The sequence below is a fragment of the Microbacterium sp. CSI-V genome (assembly GCF_001984105.1).
GTDB lineage: Bacteria > Actinomycetota > Actinomycetes > Actinomycetales > Microbacteriaceae > Microbacterium.
In genome coordinates this window covers 160,777-175,288 of the sequence record NZ_MTQM01000005.1, presented here as the reverse complement: position 1 = coordinate 175,288, position 14,512 = coordinate 160,777, and the positions used below count along the sequence as shown (strand labels likewise).

Here is a 14,512-nt window from a genome sequence, read left to right as displayed (position 1 = left end):
CAACCGGAACGCGTGAGGGGTCAAGAATTGTCGCCTCGACCCGCGCGCAGGCGACGATTCTTGACCCCTCACGCGCCGGAGGCTCAGCCCAGGGACACCCCGGTGAGGCGCTGCGACTCGTCCCACACGCGGCGGGCCTCGTCGAGGTCGCGGAGCGGGCGGTACAGCGCGTGGGTCGTCGGGGCGCCGCCGAGGTTCATCGGGCCGCGCGGGCCGTACAGCACGTCGCTGCGCGGGTCGGTCGTCGTCGCCGCGAGGAGCGCCGGCTGGGCGGCGGAACGGACGGTGCCGAGCAGGATGCCGTGACGCGACATCCAGCGGATGGCGCGCACCGCGGGGACGTCGGTGGTGCGGCCGATCTCCGGCCGGGCGGCGAGGAGGTTCGACGGCGCGACGCCGGGGTGGGAGACGACGCTCCGGAGGCCCCAACCGCCGTCGGTGCTGCGCCGGTCGAGTTCGCGCGCGAACAACCCCAGCGCGATCTTCGACGCCGAGTACACGCGCTGACCGTCGTACGCGCGCTCGGCCGGGAGGTCGTCCCAGGCGATGCGTCCGCTGCGGGCGGCGATGCTGAGCTGCGTCACGACCCGCGCGCTCCCCGCGGTGAGCAGGGGCAGGATGCCACCGACGAGCGCCACATGACCGAGGTGGTTCGTGCCGAACTGCAGCTCGAACCCGTCGGTGGTCGTCTGCCGCTCGGGCGGTGTCATGACCCCGGCGTTGTTGACGAGCAGGTGCACCGGTCGTCCGTCGGCGCGCAGGACCCCGGCGAAGTCCGCGACGCTCGTCAGCGACGACAGGTCGAGATCGTGCAGCTCGAGGCGGGCGCCGGGGACCCGCTCACGGATCGTCCGGGCGGCGCGGTCGCCCTTCGCCCGGTTGCGGACGGGGAGGACGACCTCGGCGCCCGCCGCGGCCAGACGCTCGGCGATCACGAGGCCCATGCCGTCGCTGCCGCCGGTCAGCACGGCGCGTCGGCCGGCGAGGGAGGGGAGGGGGATGTCGGTGTCGGTCATGGTGACTCCTCGGTCGGGGTGGGTCCCAGCGTGCGCCGGGAGACGGATCCGAACCAGGACCCGTCGATCCCCGGCTGAGCGGACCGCGTCTCGCGAGAGGGGGATCGCCGCGTCCTGGATCCGCCACCGTCCGGCGGGTAGACAGGGACCATGATCGACCGAACGGCCCTCGCGGACTTCCTCCGCACCCGTCGCGAGGCGCTCCAACCCGAGGACGTCGGGATGCCACGGGGCGCGCGCCGCCGGACGCCCGGGCTTCGGCGCGAGGAGGCCGCCGCGCTCGCCCACATGTCGGCCGACTACTATGCGCGGCTGGAGCGGGAGCGCGGACCGCAGCCGTCGCCGCAGATGCTCGCGGCCATCGCCCAGGGCTTCCACCTCACCCGCGCCGAGCGCGACCACCTGTTCCGACTCGCCGGTCACGTGCCGGACGAACGCTCCGCCGCGGGCGAGCATGTCAGCCCCGGGCTCCTCCGCATCCTCGACCGCCTCGACGACACCCCCGCCGAGATCGTGACCGAACTGGGTGAGACGCTGCGGCAGTCGCCGCTGGGTGCCGCGCTCACCGGCGATGCGTCGCTGCGGTCGGGGCCGGAGCGGAGCCTCGGCTACCGGTGGTTCAGCGACCCCGGCGCGCGGGCGCTCTACGCGCCCGAGGAGCACGGGTTCCTCAGTCGGCTCTTCGCTGCGGGCCTGCGCGAACTCGCGGGCCGCCGCGGACCCGGCTCGCGCGCGGCGGCGCTCGCCGACGACCTGCTGGCGCGGAGCCCGGAGTTCCGGACCCTGTGGGCGGCGCACGAGGTGGGGCTGCGGCCGAGCGCGACGAAGCGGTTCGTCCATCCCGCGGTGGGGTTGCTCGAGCTGCACTGCCAGTCCCTCATCGATCCCGAGACATCGCACTCGCTCCTCGTCTACACGGCGGTCCCCGGCAGCGAGAGCGCGGAGAAACTGCGCCTGCTGGCGGTCCTGGGTCCGTCGGTCCCCGCCTGAGGGCGGTGACCCGCGTGAGTCGCCAAATAATGTCGCCTGGACCCGCTGTGAGGCGACAGATCTTGGCGACTCGCGCGTGGAGTGCGGGGGTACGGTGCAGGGATGGGTGAGAACGTCAGGGAGCTGCGGCGCCCGGCCGCCGGCGGGGCGCCCCCGTTCGAGCTGAGCTACGTGCGCACCGGTCCGCGCACCGCCACCCCGGCCCTGATCATCCCGGGCGGCCCGGGGCTGGCATCCCTCCTGCCGTACCGGGGACTGCGTCGCCGAGCCGCCGAGGGCGGCCTCGACGTCCTGATGGTCGAGCACCGCGGCGTCGGCCGGTCGCGACACGACCTCGCCGGACGCGTGCTCCCCGCCGACGCGATGCGCCTCACCGCGGTCCTCGACGACCTGGCCGCCGTGCTCGACGCCGAGGGGGTCGACCGGGCGTACCTGATCGGGTCGTCCTACGGCAGCTACCTCGCCTCGAGCTTCGGGGCCCGGCATCCTGACCGTGTGGCGGGGATGCTGCTCGACTCGGCCCTGCAGTCCACCGAGGATCTGGCGCTCGAGCGCGACCGCCTGCGGACCCTCTTCTGGGATGCCGACGACGATCTGTCCCGCGGCGTGCGCCGCCTCGTGTCCGACGGGATCGACGAACGCGTGGTGCTCGACGTCGTCCGGGCGGCCTACGAGCTCGCGGGCCCCGACCTCCTGCGTCCGCTCGTCCGGCACCGTCCCGGTCTCGCGTGGCACGCGCTCGCCGCGTACGCCTCCCGCGACGCCTCGATCGCCCGGATCCCGGGCATCTACGAGTTCGACGTCGTCGGCACGATCGCGTTCCGCGAGCTGCACTACGGCGCCGCGCCCGACGGGCTTCCGCTCGACCCGGCGCTGACCTACGCCCCGCTCGCCGAACGGTATCCGGCGTTCGAGGGCGAGCCGTACGACCTGACCGCCGCCGTCGCGGAATTCCCGTGGCCGATGGTCCTCCTCTCCGGCGACCGCGACCTGCGGACGCCGCCCGAGATCGCCGAGCGGGTCGCCCGGACGGCCCCGGATGCCACCCTCGTCCGGCTCCACAACGGCCACAGCGCTCTGGACACCCACCCGATGGCCCTGCTCAACGCCACGCGACGGCTCGTCCGCGGCGAGCACCACCGCCTTCCCGCCGAGGAACCGGCGCTGGACCGCCTGCGCCGCACGGGCGTCTCGGCGCGCTTCCCGCACCTGTTGCAGACCCTGGCGCACGCCGACACCGCGGTGCGTCCGCGGCGCTGAGGCCTGGCATCCGTTCCGCCCCTGCCTCTCGGGGGTGGGCTCGTCAATGGGGTCGGGGAATCGAGGCGTGCGGATGACACTGGCCGCTCGTTCCCCCCGACGAGAGGCACCACCATGAAGGCACTGACCTGGCAGGGCAAGCGCGACGTGAGCGTCGAGGAGGTCCCCGACCCGCGGATCCTCGAACCGACCGACGCGATCGTGAAGATCACCTCCACGGCGATCTGCGGCTCCGACCTCCACCTCTACGAGATCTTCGGGCCGTTCATCGATCCCGGCGACGTCCTCGGGCACGAGCCGATGGGCGTGGTCGTCGAGGTCGGCTCGGGCGTCACGAACCTCGCCGTGGGCGACCGTGTCGTCGTCCCGTTCAACATCTCGTGCGGTCACTGCTTCATGTGCCGCCGGGGGCTCCAGTCGCAGTGCGAGACCACGCAGGTGCGCGAGTACGGCAGTGGTGCGGCGCTGTTCGGCTACACGAAGCTGTACGGCCAGGTCCCGGGCGGCCAGGCGGAGTACCTGCGGGTGCCGCTCGCGGACTACAACCACATCAAGGTCGGCACCGACCTGCCCGACGACCGCTACCTCTTCCTCAGCGACATCGTGCCGACGGCGTGGCAGGGCGTGCAGTACGCGAACGTTCCGGACGGCGGCACGCTCGCGGTCATGGGCCTCGGCCCGGTCGGACAGTTCGTGTCGCGCATCGGCGTGCACCTGGGCTACCGGGTGCTGGCCGTGGAACCCGTGGCGGAGCGACGTGCCATGGCCGAGCGCCACGGCGTCCAGACCTTCGACCTCACCAACACGGTCATCGACGAGCTGCGCGACCTCACCGAGGGTCGCGGGGCCGACGGCGTGGTCGACGCGGTGGGCATGGAGGCGCACGGCAACAGCGGGATCAAGTTCGCGCAGGATGCCATCGGCCTCCTCCCGGATGCCCTCGCGCAGAAGCTCATGGACACGGCCGGCCTCGACCGCCTCGCCGCGATGCACGCCTCGATCGACGTCGTCCGCCGCGGAGGGACCGTGTCGCTCAGCGGCGTGTACGCCGGCGAAGCCGACATCCTGCCGATGAAGACGATGTTCGACCAGCAGCTGAACCTTCGGATGGGGCAGTGCAACGTCAAGCGCTGGATCGACGACCTCCTGCCGCTGGTCGAGGACCCCGCCGACCCGCTCGGCGTCATGGACCTGGTCACGCACCACGCGCCGCTGGCGGACGCGCCCGCCCTCTACAAGACGTTCCAGAAGAAGGAGGACGGCTGCATCAAGGTCGTGCTGCGGCCCTGATTCTCATCGCGTGAGGGGTCAATATTTGTCGCTTCTGGCTCCGCCAGGCGACAAATATTGACCCCTCACGCGGCTAGACGCGGCCGGCGTGCACGGCCTCCAGAGCCGCAGCGTCGGCGGGGGACATGCCCTGGATCGGCTCGCCGTTCCAGACGATGTCGTCGCCGAGGGCGGCCAGCACCTCCTTGCGCTCGCCGTGGGAGATCTTGGCGCCGTGGACGATGGTCGCGGGGCTCCACAGCATCGCGGCGTCGTCCCACCACCCGGCTCCGACGTCGCGCACGTGCACGAGGTCGTGGAGCGTCTTCGGCAGGTGCTGCAGCGGTTCGGTGAACGCGTCGGCGAGGACGGCGAGGGTGATCTGGCGCTGAGTCCCCGGAACGGCGACGATCGTGTGCTCGACCGTCCCCTCGATCGCGCGCGAGACGTCCTCGGCCTCGAGGAGGATCACGCCGTTGGTGGGCCGCGGGTTGCACTCGATGATCTTGTAGTCGGGTGTCCCGTCGGTGCCGTGGTCGACGAAGTCGAACGAGATCTGCCCCGTGAACGTCGGGTCGAGCGTGTCGATGATCTGCTGCGTGAAGCGGAGGGTGTTGGTGCTGTCGACGGCGACGAAGGCGATCGCGGTGCTGTGCGCCCACTGCTCGCCCGCCTTGTACGTGGTGTGCGCGGTGACGCGTCCGTCGACGACGACGCTGTACGTGCAGACCATCGGGCCGTCCACGAAGGGCTGCACGAGCCAGGGCTGGTCCGGGGTCGGAACGCAGTCGTCGATCGGCACCTTCCCCGCGAGGGGGCCCGTGTTGGTGAGCAGCCCCACGCCGCCGCGCGAGAACGCCGCGCGGGCGAAGTACCGGGGGAACGCGTTGATCGCGGTGCGCAACTCCTCGGGGGAGGTCACCACGACCGTCTCGGGGATCGGCACTCCGGCATCCTGAGCCAACCGCTGGAAGCTCGCCTTGTCGTGGAGGCGCGCGAGGTCGGGGAAGCTGCCGGCGTACAGCTCGACGCCCTCGGGGAGGTCGGCGACGCGGGCGGCGAGGTAGAAGACCTCCTCGAACGTGGGGATGATCACGTCGATGTCGTGCGCGCGCACGTACGCGCCGACCGTCTCGATGAAGGCATCCGTCTCGAATCGGGGAGACGGTGTGACGAGGTGCCCGGCGAGGAAGCGCGAGTGGTTGCCGACGGCGCCGTCGTACGTGTCGCTCGCGAAGACGGTGTGCCCGACGCTGCCGAGCTTTCGCACCAGATCGAGAGCGAAGGTGTTGCGGGAACTGGTGACGAGCGCGCGCATGGAGGCACCTTCGGTCGAGGCGGCGGATGTCGGGCCAGCCTAGCCACGCCGCTCTGCGCGCGGGGGAAACACCTCCGCAACACGGGCGTGGGTAGGCTCAGGGCATGGGTGACCTGTTCGACGGTTACGGCTCCACGTTGGCGCCGCGCAAGACCGTATCCGGCATCCCGGCGTTCGACGAGATGTTCGGTGTCCCGGCCACCCCCGGTGACGCGGCGCCCTCGCGCGAGGCGTATCGGGAGCTGTACCAGGCGTTGGCGCAGATGACGCAGGAGGAGCTTCGCGGGCGCACCGACTCGCTCGCCAGTTCCTACCTCGCCCAGGGCGTGACGTTCGACTTCGCGGGGGAGGAGCGTCCCTTCCCCCTGGATGCCGTCCCCCGCGTCATCGCCTACGACGAATGGTCGCGCATCGAAGCGGGCGTGAAGCAGCGGGTGCGGGCGCTCGAGGCGTTCCTCGACGACGCCTACGGCAATCAGCACTGCGTGCGCGACGGGGTGCTCCCGGCGGGACTCATCGCGTCGTCGCAGTACTTCTATCGCCAGGCCGCCGGCATCCGCAGTGCCAACGGCGTGCGCATCCAGGTGTCGGGCATCGACCTGATCCGCGATGAGCACGGCGAGATGCGGGTCCTCGAGGACAACGTGCGCGTGCCTTCCGGAGTGTCGTACGTCATCTCCAACCGACGGGTCATGGCGCAGACCCTGCCCGAACTGTTCGTCTCGATGCGGGTGCGCCCGGTCGGCGACTACCCCAACAAGCTGCTCGCCGCTCTCCGGGCGTCCGCCCCGCCCGGGATCGACGACCCGAACATCGTGGTGCTCACCCCGGGCGTCTACAACTCGGCGTACTACGAGCACACGCTGCTCGCGCGTCTGATGGGTGTCGAGCTGGTCGAGGGCCGCGACCTGCTGTGCGTCGGCGGCAAGGTCTTCATGCGCACGACCCGCGGTCCGCAGCGCGTCGACGTCATCTACCGTCGCGTCGACGACGACTTCCTCGACCCGATGCAGTTCCGCGCCGACTCGATGCTCGGCGCACCCGGCCTCATGCTCGCCGCGCGGCTCGGGAACGTCACGATCGCCAACGCCGTGGGCAACGGCGTCGCCGACGACAAGCTCCTCTACACGTACGTGCCCGACCTCATCCGGTACTACCTCGCCGAGGAGCCGATCCTGAAGAACGTCGACACGTGGCGGCTCGAGGATCCGGACGCGCTCGAAGAGGTGCTCGACCGACTGCCCGAACTCGTCGTGAAGCCCGTCGACGGCTCCGGCGGCAAGGGGCTCGTCGTCGGTCCGGATGCCTCTCCCGCCGAGCTCGAGAAGCTCCGCAAGCGGCTGCTCGCCGACCCGCGCGGGTGGATCGCGCAGCCGGTCGTGATGCTCTCGACGATCCCCACCCTGGTCGAGGACGGCATGCGCCCCCGCCACGCCGACCTGCGGCCGTTCGCCGTGAACGACGGCGACGACATCTGGGTGCTGCCCGGCGGCCTCACCCGCGTGGCCCTGCCGGAGGGGCAGCTCGTGGTCAATTCCAGCCAGGGCGGCGGCTCGAAGGATACGTGGGTCGTCGGCGGTTCCGCCCCGTCGCACGTGGAGTACGGCCAGGGGAACGGCGTTTCGGGTCTCGTGGCCGACCAGGCGGCGGTGACCGAGGCGATCCCGATCATCTACGACGGTCAGCCCGCCCCCGCCACGGCCCCGCGCGACCACCGCGCCGACCGCGACCAGCAGGAGCAGCAGCAGCAGGCCGACGCGAGCGTGCAGCACGGCCCGCAGGCGGAGCAGCAACAGCAGCAGAGCGACGGGGAGGTGCCCTCGTGCTGAGTCGCATCGCCGAGTCGCTGTTCTGGATCGGCCGTTACATCGAGCGGTCCGACGGCACCGCCCGCATCCTCGACGTCCACCTGCAGCTCCTCCTGGAAGACCCGTGGATCGACGAGGACACCGCGTGCCGGTCGCTGCTGAGCGTCATGGGCTCGGCGTTCCCCGAGAACGTCGACACCGTGCGGCGCGACGACGTCCTCGCCCGCCTGGCGGTCGACCGCATGAACCCGTCGAGCATCGCCTACTCGCTTACCGCGGCGCGCGAGAACGCCCGCCGTGCGCGCGAGATCGTCTCGACCGAACTGTGGGAGACCCTCAACACGACGAACTCGCGGATGCCGCGGCGTCTGCAGACCGAGAAGGTGCACGAGTTCTTCCAGTGGGTGCGCGAGCGCGCCGCGCTGGCGATCGGCATCGTCGACTCCTCGACGAACCGCGACGAGGCCTGGCAGTTCTTCACCCTGGGTCGCAGCATCGAGCGCACCGACATGACGGCGCGTCTGCTCGCGACCCGGTCGCTCACCGAGGTGTCCGGTCCGTCGTGGACGACGATCCTCCGCTCGTGCGGCGCGTACGAGGCATACCTCCGGACGTATCGCGGGATGCCGAGCGCCCGCAATGCGGCCGAGTTCCTGCTGCTGGACCGCCTGTTCCCGCGGTCGATCATCTACTCCATCCAGCGCGCCGAGGACTGCATGAGCGCCATCGATCCCCGTGCCGACCGCGTCGGCCACTCCAACACGGTGCTGCGGGCCCTCGGGCAGATCCGCAACGACCTGGAGTACCGCCCCATCAGCGACATCCTCGCCGAGCTGCCCGAGCACATGCAGCGCGTGCAGACGGTGACCCGTGAGGCATCCGAGGCCATCCGGTCGCGGTTCTTCCCGACGCAGGCCGAGCCCGCGTGGATCGGAGAGATCTCGTGAAGCGCCTGCGCATCGAGCACCAGACCGGGTTCGCGTATCCGGGCGACGTCGTCGCCTCGTACAACGAGGCCCGGATGCTGCCCGGGTCGACCGACAGCCAGTTCGTGCTGAGTTCGTCGCTCGACATCGAGCCCTCCACCTCGGTCAACCAGTACGTCGACTACTTCGGCACCCGGGTCGCCGCCTTCGACGTGCTTTCGCCCCACGCGGCGCTCACCATCACGGCGCGCTCGCTCGTGGAGGTGCGCCCGCGTCCGATCGAGCACGCCGACATCACGTGGGACGAGCTGCGTGCGGAGGCGTCCCGGTCGATCACCACGGTCGAGCAGTTGACGCAGACGCGACGCACGACGCCCCACCCCGAGGTGGTCGCGCTCGCGCGCGAGATCGCGGCGGACCACGACCGGCCCGGACCGGCGGCGCACGCCATCGCCGAGGCCGTCGGCAATGCCATCGAGTACATGCAGGGCGTCACGGGCGTGCACTCCACCGCGGTGGACGCGTGGGAGGCCCGCAAGGGCGTGTGCCAGGACATCGCGCACATCACCCTCGGCGCGCTGCGCGAGGTCGGCATCCCCGCCCGCTACGTGTCGGGTTACCTCCACCCCAAGCCCTCCGCCGAGGTGGGTGAGGCCGTCACGGGCGAGTCGCACGCGTGGGTGGAGTGGTTCGCGGGGGACTGGCAGGGCTTCGATCCGACGAACAACATCGAGATCGGCGACCGCCACGTGCTCGTCGGCCGGGGACGTGACTACAACGACGTGCCGCCGCTGCGCGGCGTGTACGCAGGTCCGGGCAAGAGCCAGCTCAAGGTGAAGGTGACGATCACGCGCGAGACGTGACGCTCACGCCCCGGCGGCGCGGCCCAGCAGCTGCTGCACCTCGCGGTGCAGGTCGACGAGGCTGCGGGTCTCGCCGCGGTCGTGGCGGACCCGAAGCGGGTCGAAGGGGTGCCGGCGCGGCACTGATGCGGGGCGGAGCTACGGGGCGGCCGGGGCGGATTCCCGCACGACCAGGCGCGGTGCGAGGACGGTCGTGGAATGCCGGTGGCCCCCGGCGTCCTCGATCTCGCTCAGCACCTTCGTCACGGCTTCTTCGCCGAGCTTCTCTTTGGGCTGAGCCACGCTCGTGAGTCGGATGTCGCCTTCGACGGCGAGTGCGAGGTCGCCGTAGCCGACGACCACGGCATCGCGCGGGATGGAGACGCCGCGCTCGCGCAGCCCACGGACGACCCCGAGGGCGAGCTGGTCGTTCGTGCAGAAGATGCGGCGAGGCGCGCCGCCATCGGCGATTCGGCGACCGATCTCGACCCCGTCGTCGACCGTCATGTGCGCACTGGTGAATTCGGTGAGCTCCGCTCCGGCGTCGGCGTCGATGAAACCCCGTCGTCGGTCTCGGCACTGGGGGATCGAGGTCGGGCCGTTGACCAGGGTGAGTCCCCGGCCCGGGCTTTCGAGCAGATGGCGTGCCGCGAGCGTGCCACCGGCGACGTCGTCGACGGCGACCGCGCACCCGTCGTGCTCGTCCGCCGCGCGGTCCACGAGCACGAGGTGCGTACCCACCATGCGGAGCTGACGCAGTCGCGGGCCGGACGCGCTGTACGGCACGACGATGGCGCCGGCCGCGCGCTGTTCCGCGAGCATCTCGAAGTGGGACAGTTCCACGGCGGCGTCGTCGTGACTCACGCAGAGGGCGACGGCGTAGCCGCGTGCGGCGGCGGCCACCGCGATCGCCTCGGTGATCGCCGCGTAGAAGGGGTTCACGAGTTCCGGAACCACCACCCCGAGGAGACGGTTGTACCCGCTGCGCAGGGTCGCCGCCGCGCGGTTGGGGACGAAATCGAGGCGCCGCATGGCGTCCTCCACCCGCTTCCGCGTGGTCTCGGACACCATGTGCGGACGATTGATGGTGTTGGAGACGGTCGCCACCGAGACGCCCGCGTCTGCCGCGACGCGGGACAGGCCGATGCCCTTCATGGGGCTCCTCTCGGTCCGGGCTTGACGCGAACGTCTCCTCTGATCAAGAGTAGTGCTGTTTTAATCGATTAAATGCGCGAGCCTCCGGGTCGACGCGCATCCCGCGAAGGCTCGAAGGCGAACTCTCATGGCATCCACTCCCTCCTCCCTCGGGGCCCTCCTGCCCCCCGCGCCGCGTCGCAAGCCGCGTATCGGCCTCGTCGCGGGCGGCCTGGGCACCTATTGGCCGCAGTTCCCCGACCTGCTGCCGCAGTTGCAGGAGTCCGCGCGCTACGTGTCCGAGCGGTTCGCGGCAATGGATGCCGATGTCACCGACGTCGGTTTCATCTCCGACGCCCAGCAGGGCGCCGCGGCAGCGGAGCGTCTCCGTCAGGCGGACTGCGACCTCATCGTGCTCTTCCTGACGACGTATCTCACCAGCTCCATGGTGCTGCCGATCGCGCAACGGGCCGACGCGCCCATCCTCGTGATCGACCTCCAGCCGACCGAGCGCATGGACCACGCGTCCTTCGACACCGGGGCGTGGCTGGCGTACTGCGGCCAGTGCCCCGTGCCGGAGGTCGGCAACGTGTTCCGGCGCGCCGGCATCCCCTTCCGGTCGGTGTCGGGCTGGCTTCGTCAGGAATCCGCCTGGGTGCGGATCGAACGGTGGATCCACGCGGCGCACGTCCGCGCCGCACTCCGGCACGCCCGCCACGGACTCATGGGGCACCTCTACCCGGGCATGCTGGACGTCTCGACAGATCTGACCCTGCTCCCTGCGACCTTCGGCTCCCACGTCGAGGTTCTGGAGTTCGACGATCTGCGTGTGCGCGTGGACGAGGTCACGGATGCCGAAGCGCGCGAACGCCTGCGACTGGCATCCGAGGTCTTCGTCATCGACGACTCCGTGGAAGAGGAGGACTTCCTCTGGGGCGCTCGAGTTTCGGTGGGTCTCGACAGACTGGTGGACGACTTCGGACTCGACTCGCTCGCGTACTACCACCGGGGTCTGGGGGGCGAACTCCACGAGCGTCTGGGCGCGGGGATGATCCTGGGGGCCTCGCTCCTGACCGCCCGCGGCATCCCCGCAACCGGGGAGTTCGAACTACGCACGACCGTCGCGCAGCTGGCCACGCAGGTCATCGGTGCGGGCGGTTCCTTCTGTGAGATCCAAGCGCTCAACTTCGAGGACGACGTCGTCGAGATGGGGCACGACGGCCCCGCACACCTCGCGGTGTCGTCGCGGGACCCGCTCCTGCGCGGGCTCGGCGTCTTCCACGGCAAGCGCGGATGGGGCGTCTCCGTCGAGTTCGACGTGCAAGCCGGGCCAGTGACGCTGCTCGGGCTCGGTCAGGATCGTGACGGGTCGCTCGTGTTCGTGGCCTCGGAGGGGGCGGTGGTGCGCGGCCCGTTGCTGGAGATCGGCAACACGACGAGCCGCGTCGACTTCGGGCGCGACCCGGGAGAGTGGGTCGACGCGTGGTCGGCCACGGGGATCGGCCACCACTGGAGCCTGTCGCTCGGCCACCGCGCGGAGACGTACCGCGCGGCGGCATCCCTGCTCGGGATCGAGTTCCGGGCGGTCTGAGGGTTTCAGCCGCCGGTCGAGGCGCGGATGACGAGCTCGGGACGGAAGCGCACCCGGCGGGGTGTCGCGGGCGGGTCGTCGAGCAGCTCCCGCAGCACGTCGATGGCGGTCGCGCCAATCTCGTGCGCCGGTTGCCGCACGGAGGACAGCGGCACCACCGTCGACTGCGCGAAGTCGATGTCGTCGTACCCGATGATCGCGAGGTCCTCCGGGACGCGGATGGTTCCGAGGATCGCCGACCCCTGCAGCAGACCGACCGCGAGCAGGTCGTTGGCGCAGAAAGCGGCGTCGGGGCGGTCCTCGGGGCGTCGCGCGGCGAACTCCTCGCCGACCTGACGTCCGGCGAGCACGGTCAGGGTCGGCATCTCGACGATCTCGAGGCGGGCGCCCGGCACCTCGGCCAGGGCGCGCCGCGCGCCCGTGAGGCGGTCGGTCACCTGTCGTACGGCGAGCGGGCCGCCCACGAAGGCGAGGCGTCGACGGCCGCGCTCGAGCAGGTGGCGGGCGGCGAGGTATCCGCCCTCGACGTCGTCGACGGCGACGGAGGGCACGCTCCCGTCGGGTGACTCGCCATCGACGAGGACGAGCGGGATGCCGGCCTGGGCGACGGCGGCCGCGGCGGGGTCGCTCGGCGTCAGGAGCACGCCGCGGACGCGCTGTTCGCGGAACAGCTCGAGATACGTCCTCTCGCGCGCGCCGTCTTGCCCGCTGCTGCCGAGCAGGACCGCGAGCCCCTCGGCATCCGCTCGCTCCTCCGCTCCGCGCGCGACCTCGGCGAAGAACGGATTCGCGGTGTCGAGGACGATGAAGCCGACCGATCGGCTCTGTCCCGCGCGCAGCTGTCGGGCCGCGTCGTTGCGCACGAACCCCAGGTCTTCGATCGTGGCGTGCACGCGCTCGACGGTGGCGGGGGAGACCTTCTCGGGACGGTTCAGCACGTTCGACACGGTGCCCACCGAGACGCCGGCGGCCGCCGCAACGTCTTTGATGCTCGCTGACACCGGTGCTCCTCCTCTTGACGAACCGCTTTCCCCACACTACTGTCTGAAACGATTCAAGTTGTGAAACGATTCACGTGTTCGCAGAGCCCCACCGCCGTGGAGAAGGACCGCCCCCATGAGCACCCTCAGCCCCGAAATCCTCGCGACCCTCGAGAGCCAGGCGATCGAGCTGCCCTCCTGGGCGTTCGGCAACTCCGGCACCCGCTTCCGCGTCTTCCCGACCGCGGGCACTCCCCGCGATCCGTTCGAGAAGATCGCGGATGCCGCCGAGGTCAATCGCCTGACCGCACTCGCCCCCACGGTGGCCCTGCACATCCCGTGGGATCTCGTCGACGACTACACGGCCCTCCGCCGTCACGCCGAAGACCTCGGTGTGAAGCTCGGGACGGTCAACTCCAACACCTTCCAGGACGAGGACTACAAGTTCGGCGCCCTCACCCACCACGACGAGCGCGTCCGCCGCAAGGCCATCGACCACCACCTCGCGTGTATCGACGTGATGGATGCCACGGGCTCGCGCGACCTGAAGATCTGGCTCGCCGAGGGGTCGAACTACCCCGGCCAGAACGACATGCGCGGCCGCCAGGACCGCCTGCAGGACTCGCTGCAGCAGATCTACGCGCGTCTCGGCGACGACCAGCGCCTGGTGCTGGAGTACAAGTTCTTCGAGCCGTCGTTCTACCACACCGACGTTCCCGACTGGGGGACGTCCTACGCCCAGGTCGCCGCCCTCGGCGACAAGGCTCTGGTGTGCCTCGACACCGGCCACCACGCGCCCGGCACGAACATCGAGTTCATCGTCATGCAGCTGCTGCGCCTCGGGAAGCTCGGCTCGTTCGACTTCAACTCGCGGTTCTATGCCGACGACGACCTCATCGTGGGGGCCGCCGACCCGTTCCAGCTGTTCCGCATCCTCACCGAGGTCGTCCGCGGCGGGGGTCTCAACAACCCCGACGTCGCGTTCATGCTCGACCAGTGCCACAACATCGAGGACAAGATCCCGGGCCAGATCCGCTCGGTGCTGAACGTCCAGGAGATGACCGCCCGTGCCCTGCTCGTCGACCGTGACGCGCTGACCGCCGCGCAGCAGGCGAACGACGTCCTCGCCGCGAACGCGGTGCTGATGGATGCCTTCTACACCGACGTGCGTCCCGCCCTCGCCGAGTGGCGCGAGTCGCGCGGCCTTCCCGCCGACCCGATGGCCGCGTTCGCGGCATCCGGCTACCTGCCCCGCATCGCCGCAGAGCGTGTCGGCGGCACCCAGGCCGGCTGGGGCGCCTGACCCCTACCCACGCCGCCCGCGCCGGGCGGCCCCCACATGGCTTGAGTGTCCAAGACACGCGGATGCGCCCCGCCG

General features: G+C 70.8%; 12 protein-coding genes. 8 read left to right on the top strand and 4 right to left on the bottom strand.

The annotated features are described in order from the left end of the window. Positions 1-83: 83 nt before the first annotated feature. Positions 84-1,016 (bottom strand): SDR family oxidoreductase, encoded by a 933-nt coding sequence (locus CSIV_RS01935; RefSeq protein WP_077049735.1) that lies wholly within the window; start codon positions 1,014-1,016, stop codon positions 84-86. 150 nt (positions 1,017-1,166) lie between these two features. Between CSIV_RS01935 and CSIV_RS01930 the strand changes: the two genes are divergently transcribed. The 3 genes from CSIV_RS01930 (at position 1,167) to CSIV_RS01920 (ending at position 4,556) form a co-directional block, all read left to right on the top strand. Then, complete coding sequence (locus tag CSIV_RS01930) at positions 1,167-2,006, top strand: helix-turn-helix transcriptional regulator (RefSeq protein ID WP_077049734.1); 840 nt, start codon at positions 1,167-1,169, stop codon at positions 2,004-2,006. Positions 2,007-2,108: 102 nt separating this feature from the next. After that, positions 2,109-3,266, top strand: a complete 1,158-nt coding sequence (locus tag CSIV_RS01925) for an alpha/beta fold hydrolase (RefSeq protein ID WP_077049733.1) — start codon at positions 2,109-2,111, stop codon at positions 3,264-3,266. 114 nt (positions 3,267-3,380) lie between these two features. Then, positions 3,381-4,556, top strand: a complete 1,176-nt coding sequence (locus tag CSIV_RS01920; RefSeq protein WP_077049732.1) for an alcohol dehydrogenase catalytic domain-containing protein — start codon at positions 3,381-3,383, stop codon at positions 4,554-4,556. A 73-nt stretch (positions 4,557-4,629) separates the two neighbouring features. Here CSIV_RS01920 and CSIV_RS01915 read toward each other — a convergent pair whose 3' ends face one another. After that, complete coding sequence (locus tag CSIV_RS01915) at positions 4,630-5,853, bottom strand: carbamoyl-phosphate synthase large subunit (RefSeq protein ID WP_077049731.1); 1,224 nt, start codon at positions 5,851-5,853, stop codon at positions 4,630-4,632. Positions 5,854-5,957: 104 nt separating this feature from the next. Between CSIV_RS01915 and CSIV_RS01910 the strand changes: the two genes are divergently transcribed. The 3 genes from CSIV_RS01910 to CSIV_RS01900 are packed head-to-tail and all read left to right on the top strand — an operon-like array spanning position 5,958 to position 9,450. Continuing rightward, the gene (locus tag CSIV_RS01910) at positions 5,958-7,682 is read left to right on the top strand and encodes a circularly permuted type 2 ATP-grasp protein (RefSeq protein WP_077049730.1); all 1,725 of its coding nucleotides are present in this window, start codon (positions 5,958-5,960) and stop codon (positions 7,680-7,682) included. After that, positions 7,676-8,608, top strand: a complete 933-nt coding sequence (locus tag CSIV_RS01905; RefSeq protein ID WP_077049729.1) for an alpha-E domain-containing protein — start codon at positions 7,676-7,678, stop codon at positions 8,606-8,608. Before CSIV_RS01910 ends, CSIV_RS01905 begins: the two co-directional genes overlap by 7 nt. Beyond that, complete coding sequence (locus CSIV_RS01900; protein ID WP_077049728.1) at positions 8,605-9,450, top strand: transglutaminase family protein; 846 nt, start codon at positions 8,605-8,607, stop codon at positions 9,448-9,450. Before CSIV_RS01905 ends, CSIV_RS01900 begins: the two co-directional genes overlap by 4 nt. A gap of 138 nt (positions 9,451-9,588) precedes the next feature. Here the strand turns inward: CSIV_RS01900 and CSIV_RS01895 are convergent, their stop codons facing one another. Beyond that, a complete protein-coding gene (locus CSIV_RS01895; RefSeq protein ID WP_077049727.1) occupies positions 9,589-10,584 on the bottom strand; it encodes a LacI family DNA-binding transcriptional regulator in 996 nt (331 codons plus the stop codon). Positions 10,585-10,711: 127 nt separating this feature from the next. Here CSIV_RS01895 and CSIV_RS01890 point away from each other — a divergent pair, with 127 nt between their 5' ends. Continuing rightward, positions 10,712-12,154 carry an L-fucose/L-arabinose isomerase family protein gene (locus tag CSIV_RS01890; RefSeq protein WP_077049726.1) on the top strand — a complete coding sequence of 481 codons (1,443 nt, stop codon included), beginning with the start codon at positions 10,712-10,714 and terminating at the stop codon, positions 12,152-12,154. Positions 12,155-12,159: 5 nt separating this feature from the next. Here the strand turns inward: CSIV_RS01890 and CSIV_RS01885 are convergent, their stop codons facing one another. Beyond that, positions 12,160-13,155, bottom strand: coding sequence for a LacI family DNA-binding transcriptional regulator (locus tag CSIV_RS01885; protein WP_077049725.1), 996 nt, complete (start codon positions 13,153-13,155; stop codon positions 12,160-12,162). A gap of 115 nt (positions 13,156-13,270) precedes the next feature. Between CSIV_RS01885 and rhaI the strand changes: the two genes are divergently transcribed. Further along, positions 13,271-14,437, top strand: coding sequence for an L-rhamnose isomerase (gene rhaI, locus CSIV_RS01880; RefSeq protein ID WP_077049724.1), 1,167 nt, complete (start codon positions 13,271-13,273; stop codon positions 14,435-14,437). Positions 14,438-14,512 lie beyond the last annotated feature (75 nt).

Bases quoted from the DNA above. Each gene is read 5' to 3' on its own strand.
- CSIV_RS01925 (WP_077049733.1), top strand. From the start codon at position 2,109: ATGGGTGAGAACGTCAGGGAGCTGCGGCGCCCGGCCGCCGGCGGGGCG.
- CSIV_RS01915 (WP_077049731.1), bottom strand. From the start codon at position 5,853: ATGCGCGCGCTCGTCACCAGTTCCCGCAACACCTTCGCTCTCGATCTG.
- CSIV_RS01920 (WP_077049732.1), top strand. From the start codon at position 3,381: ATGAAGGCACTGACCTGGCAGGGCAAGCGCGACGTGAGCGTCGAGGAG.
- CSIV_RS01910 (WP_077049730.1), top strand. From the start codon at position 5,958: ATGGGTGACCTGTTCGACGGTTACGGCTCCACGTTGGCGCCGCGCAAG.
- CSIV_RS01935 (WP_077049735.1), bottom strand. From the start codon at position 1,016: ATGACCGACACCGACATCCCCCTCCCCTCCCTCGCCGGCCGACGCGCC.
- CSIV_RS01890 (WP_077049726.1), top strand. From the start codon at position 10,712: ATGGCATCCACTCCCTCCTCCCTCGGGGCCCTCCTGCCCCCCGCGCCG.
- CSIV_RS01930 (WP_077049734.1), top strand. From the start codon at position 1,167: ATGATCGACCGAACGGCCCTCGCGGACTTCCTCCGCACCCGTCGCGAG.
- rhaI (WP_077049724.1), top strand. From the start codon at position 13,271: ATGAGCACCCTCAGCCCCGAAATCCTCGCGACCCTCGAGAGCCAGGCG.
- CSIV_RS01895 (WP_077049727.1), bottom strand. From the start codon at position 10,584: ATGAAGGGCATCGGCCTGTCCCGCGTCGCGGCAGACGCGGGCGTCTCG.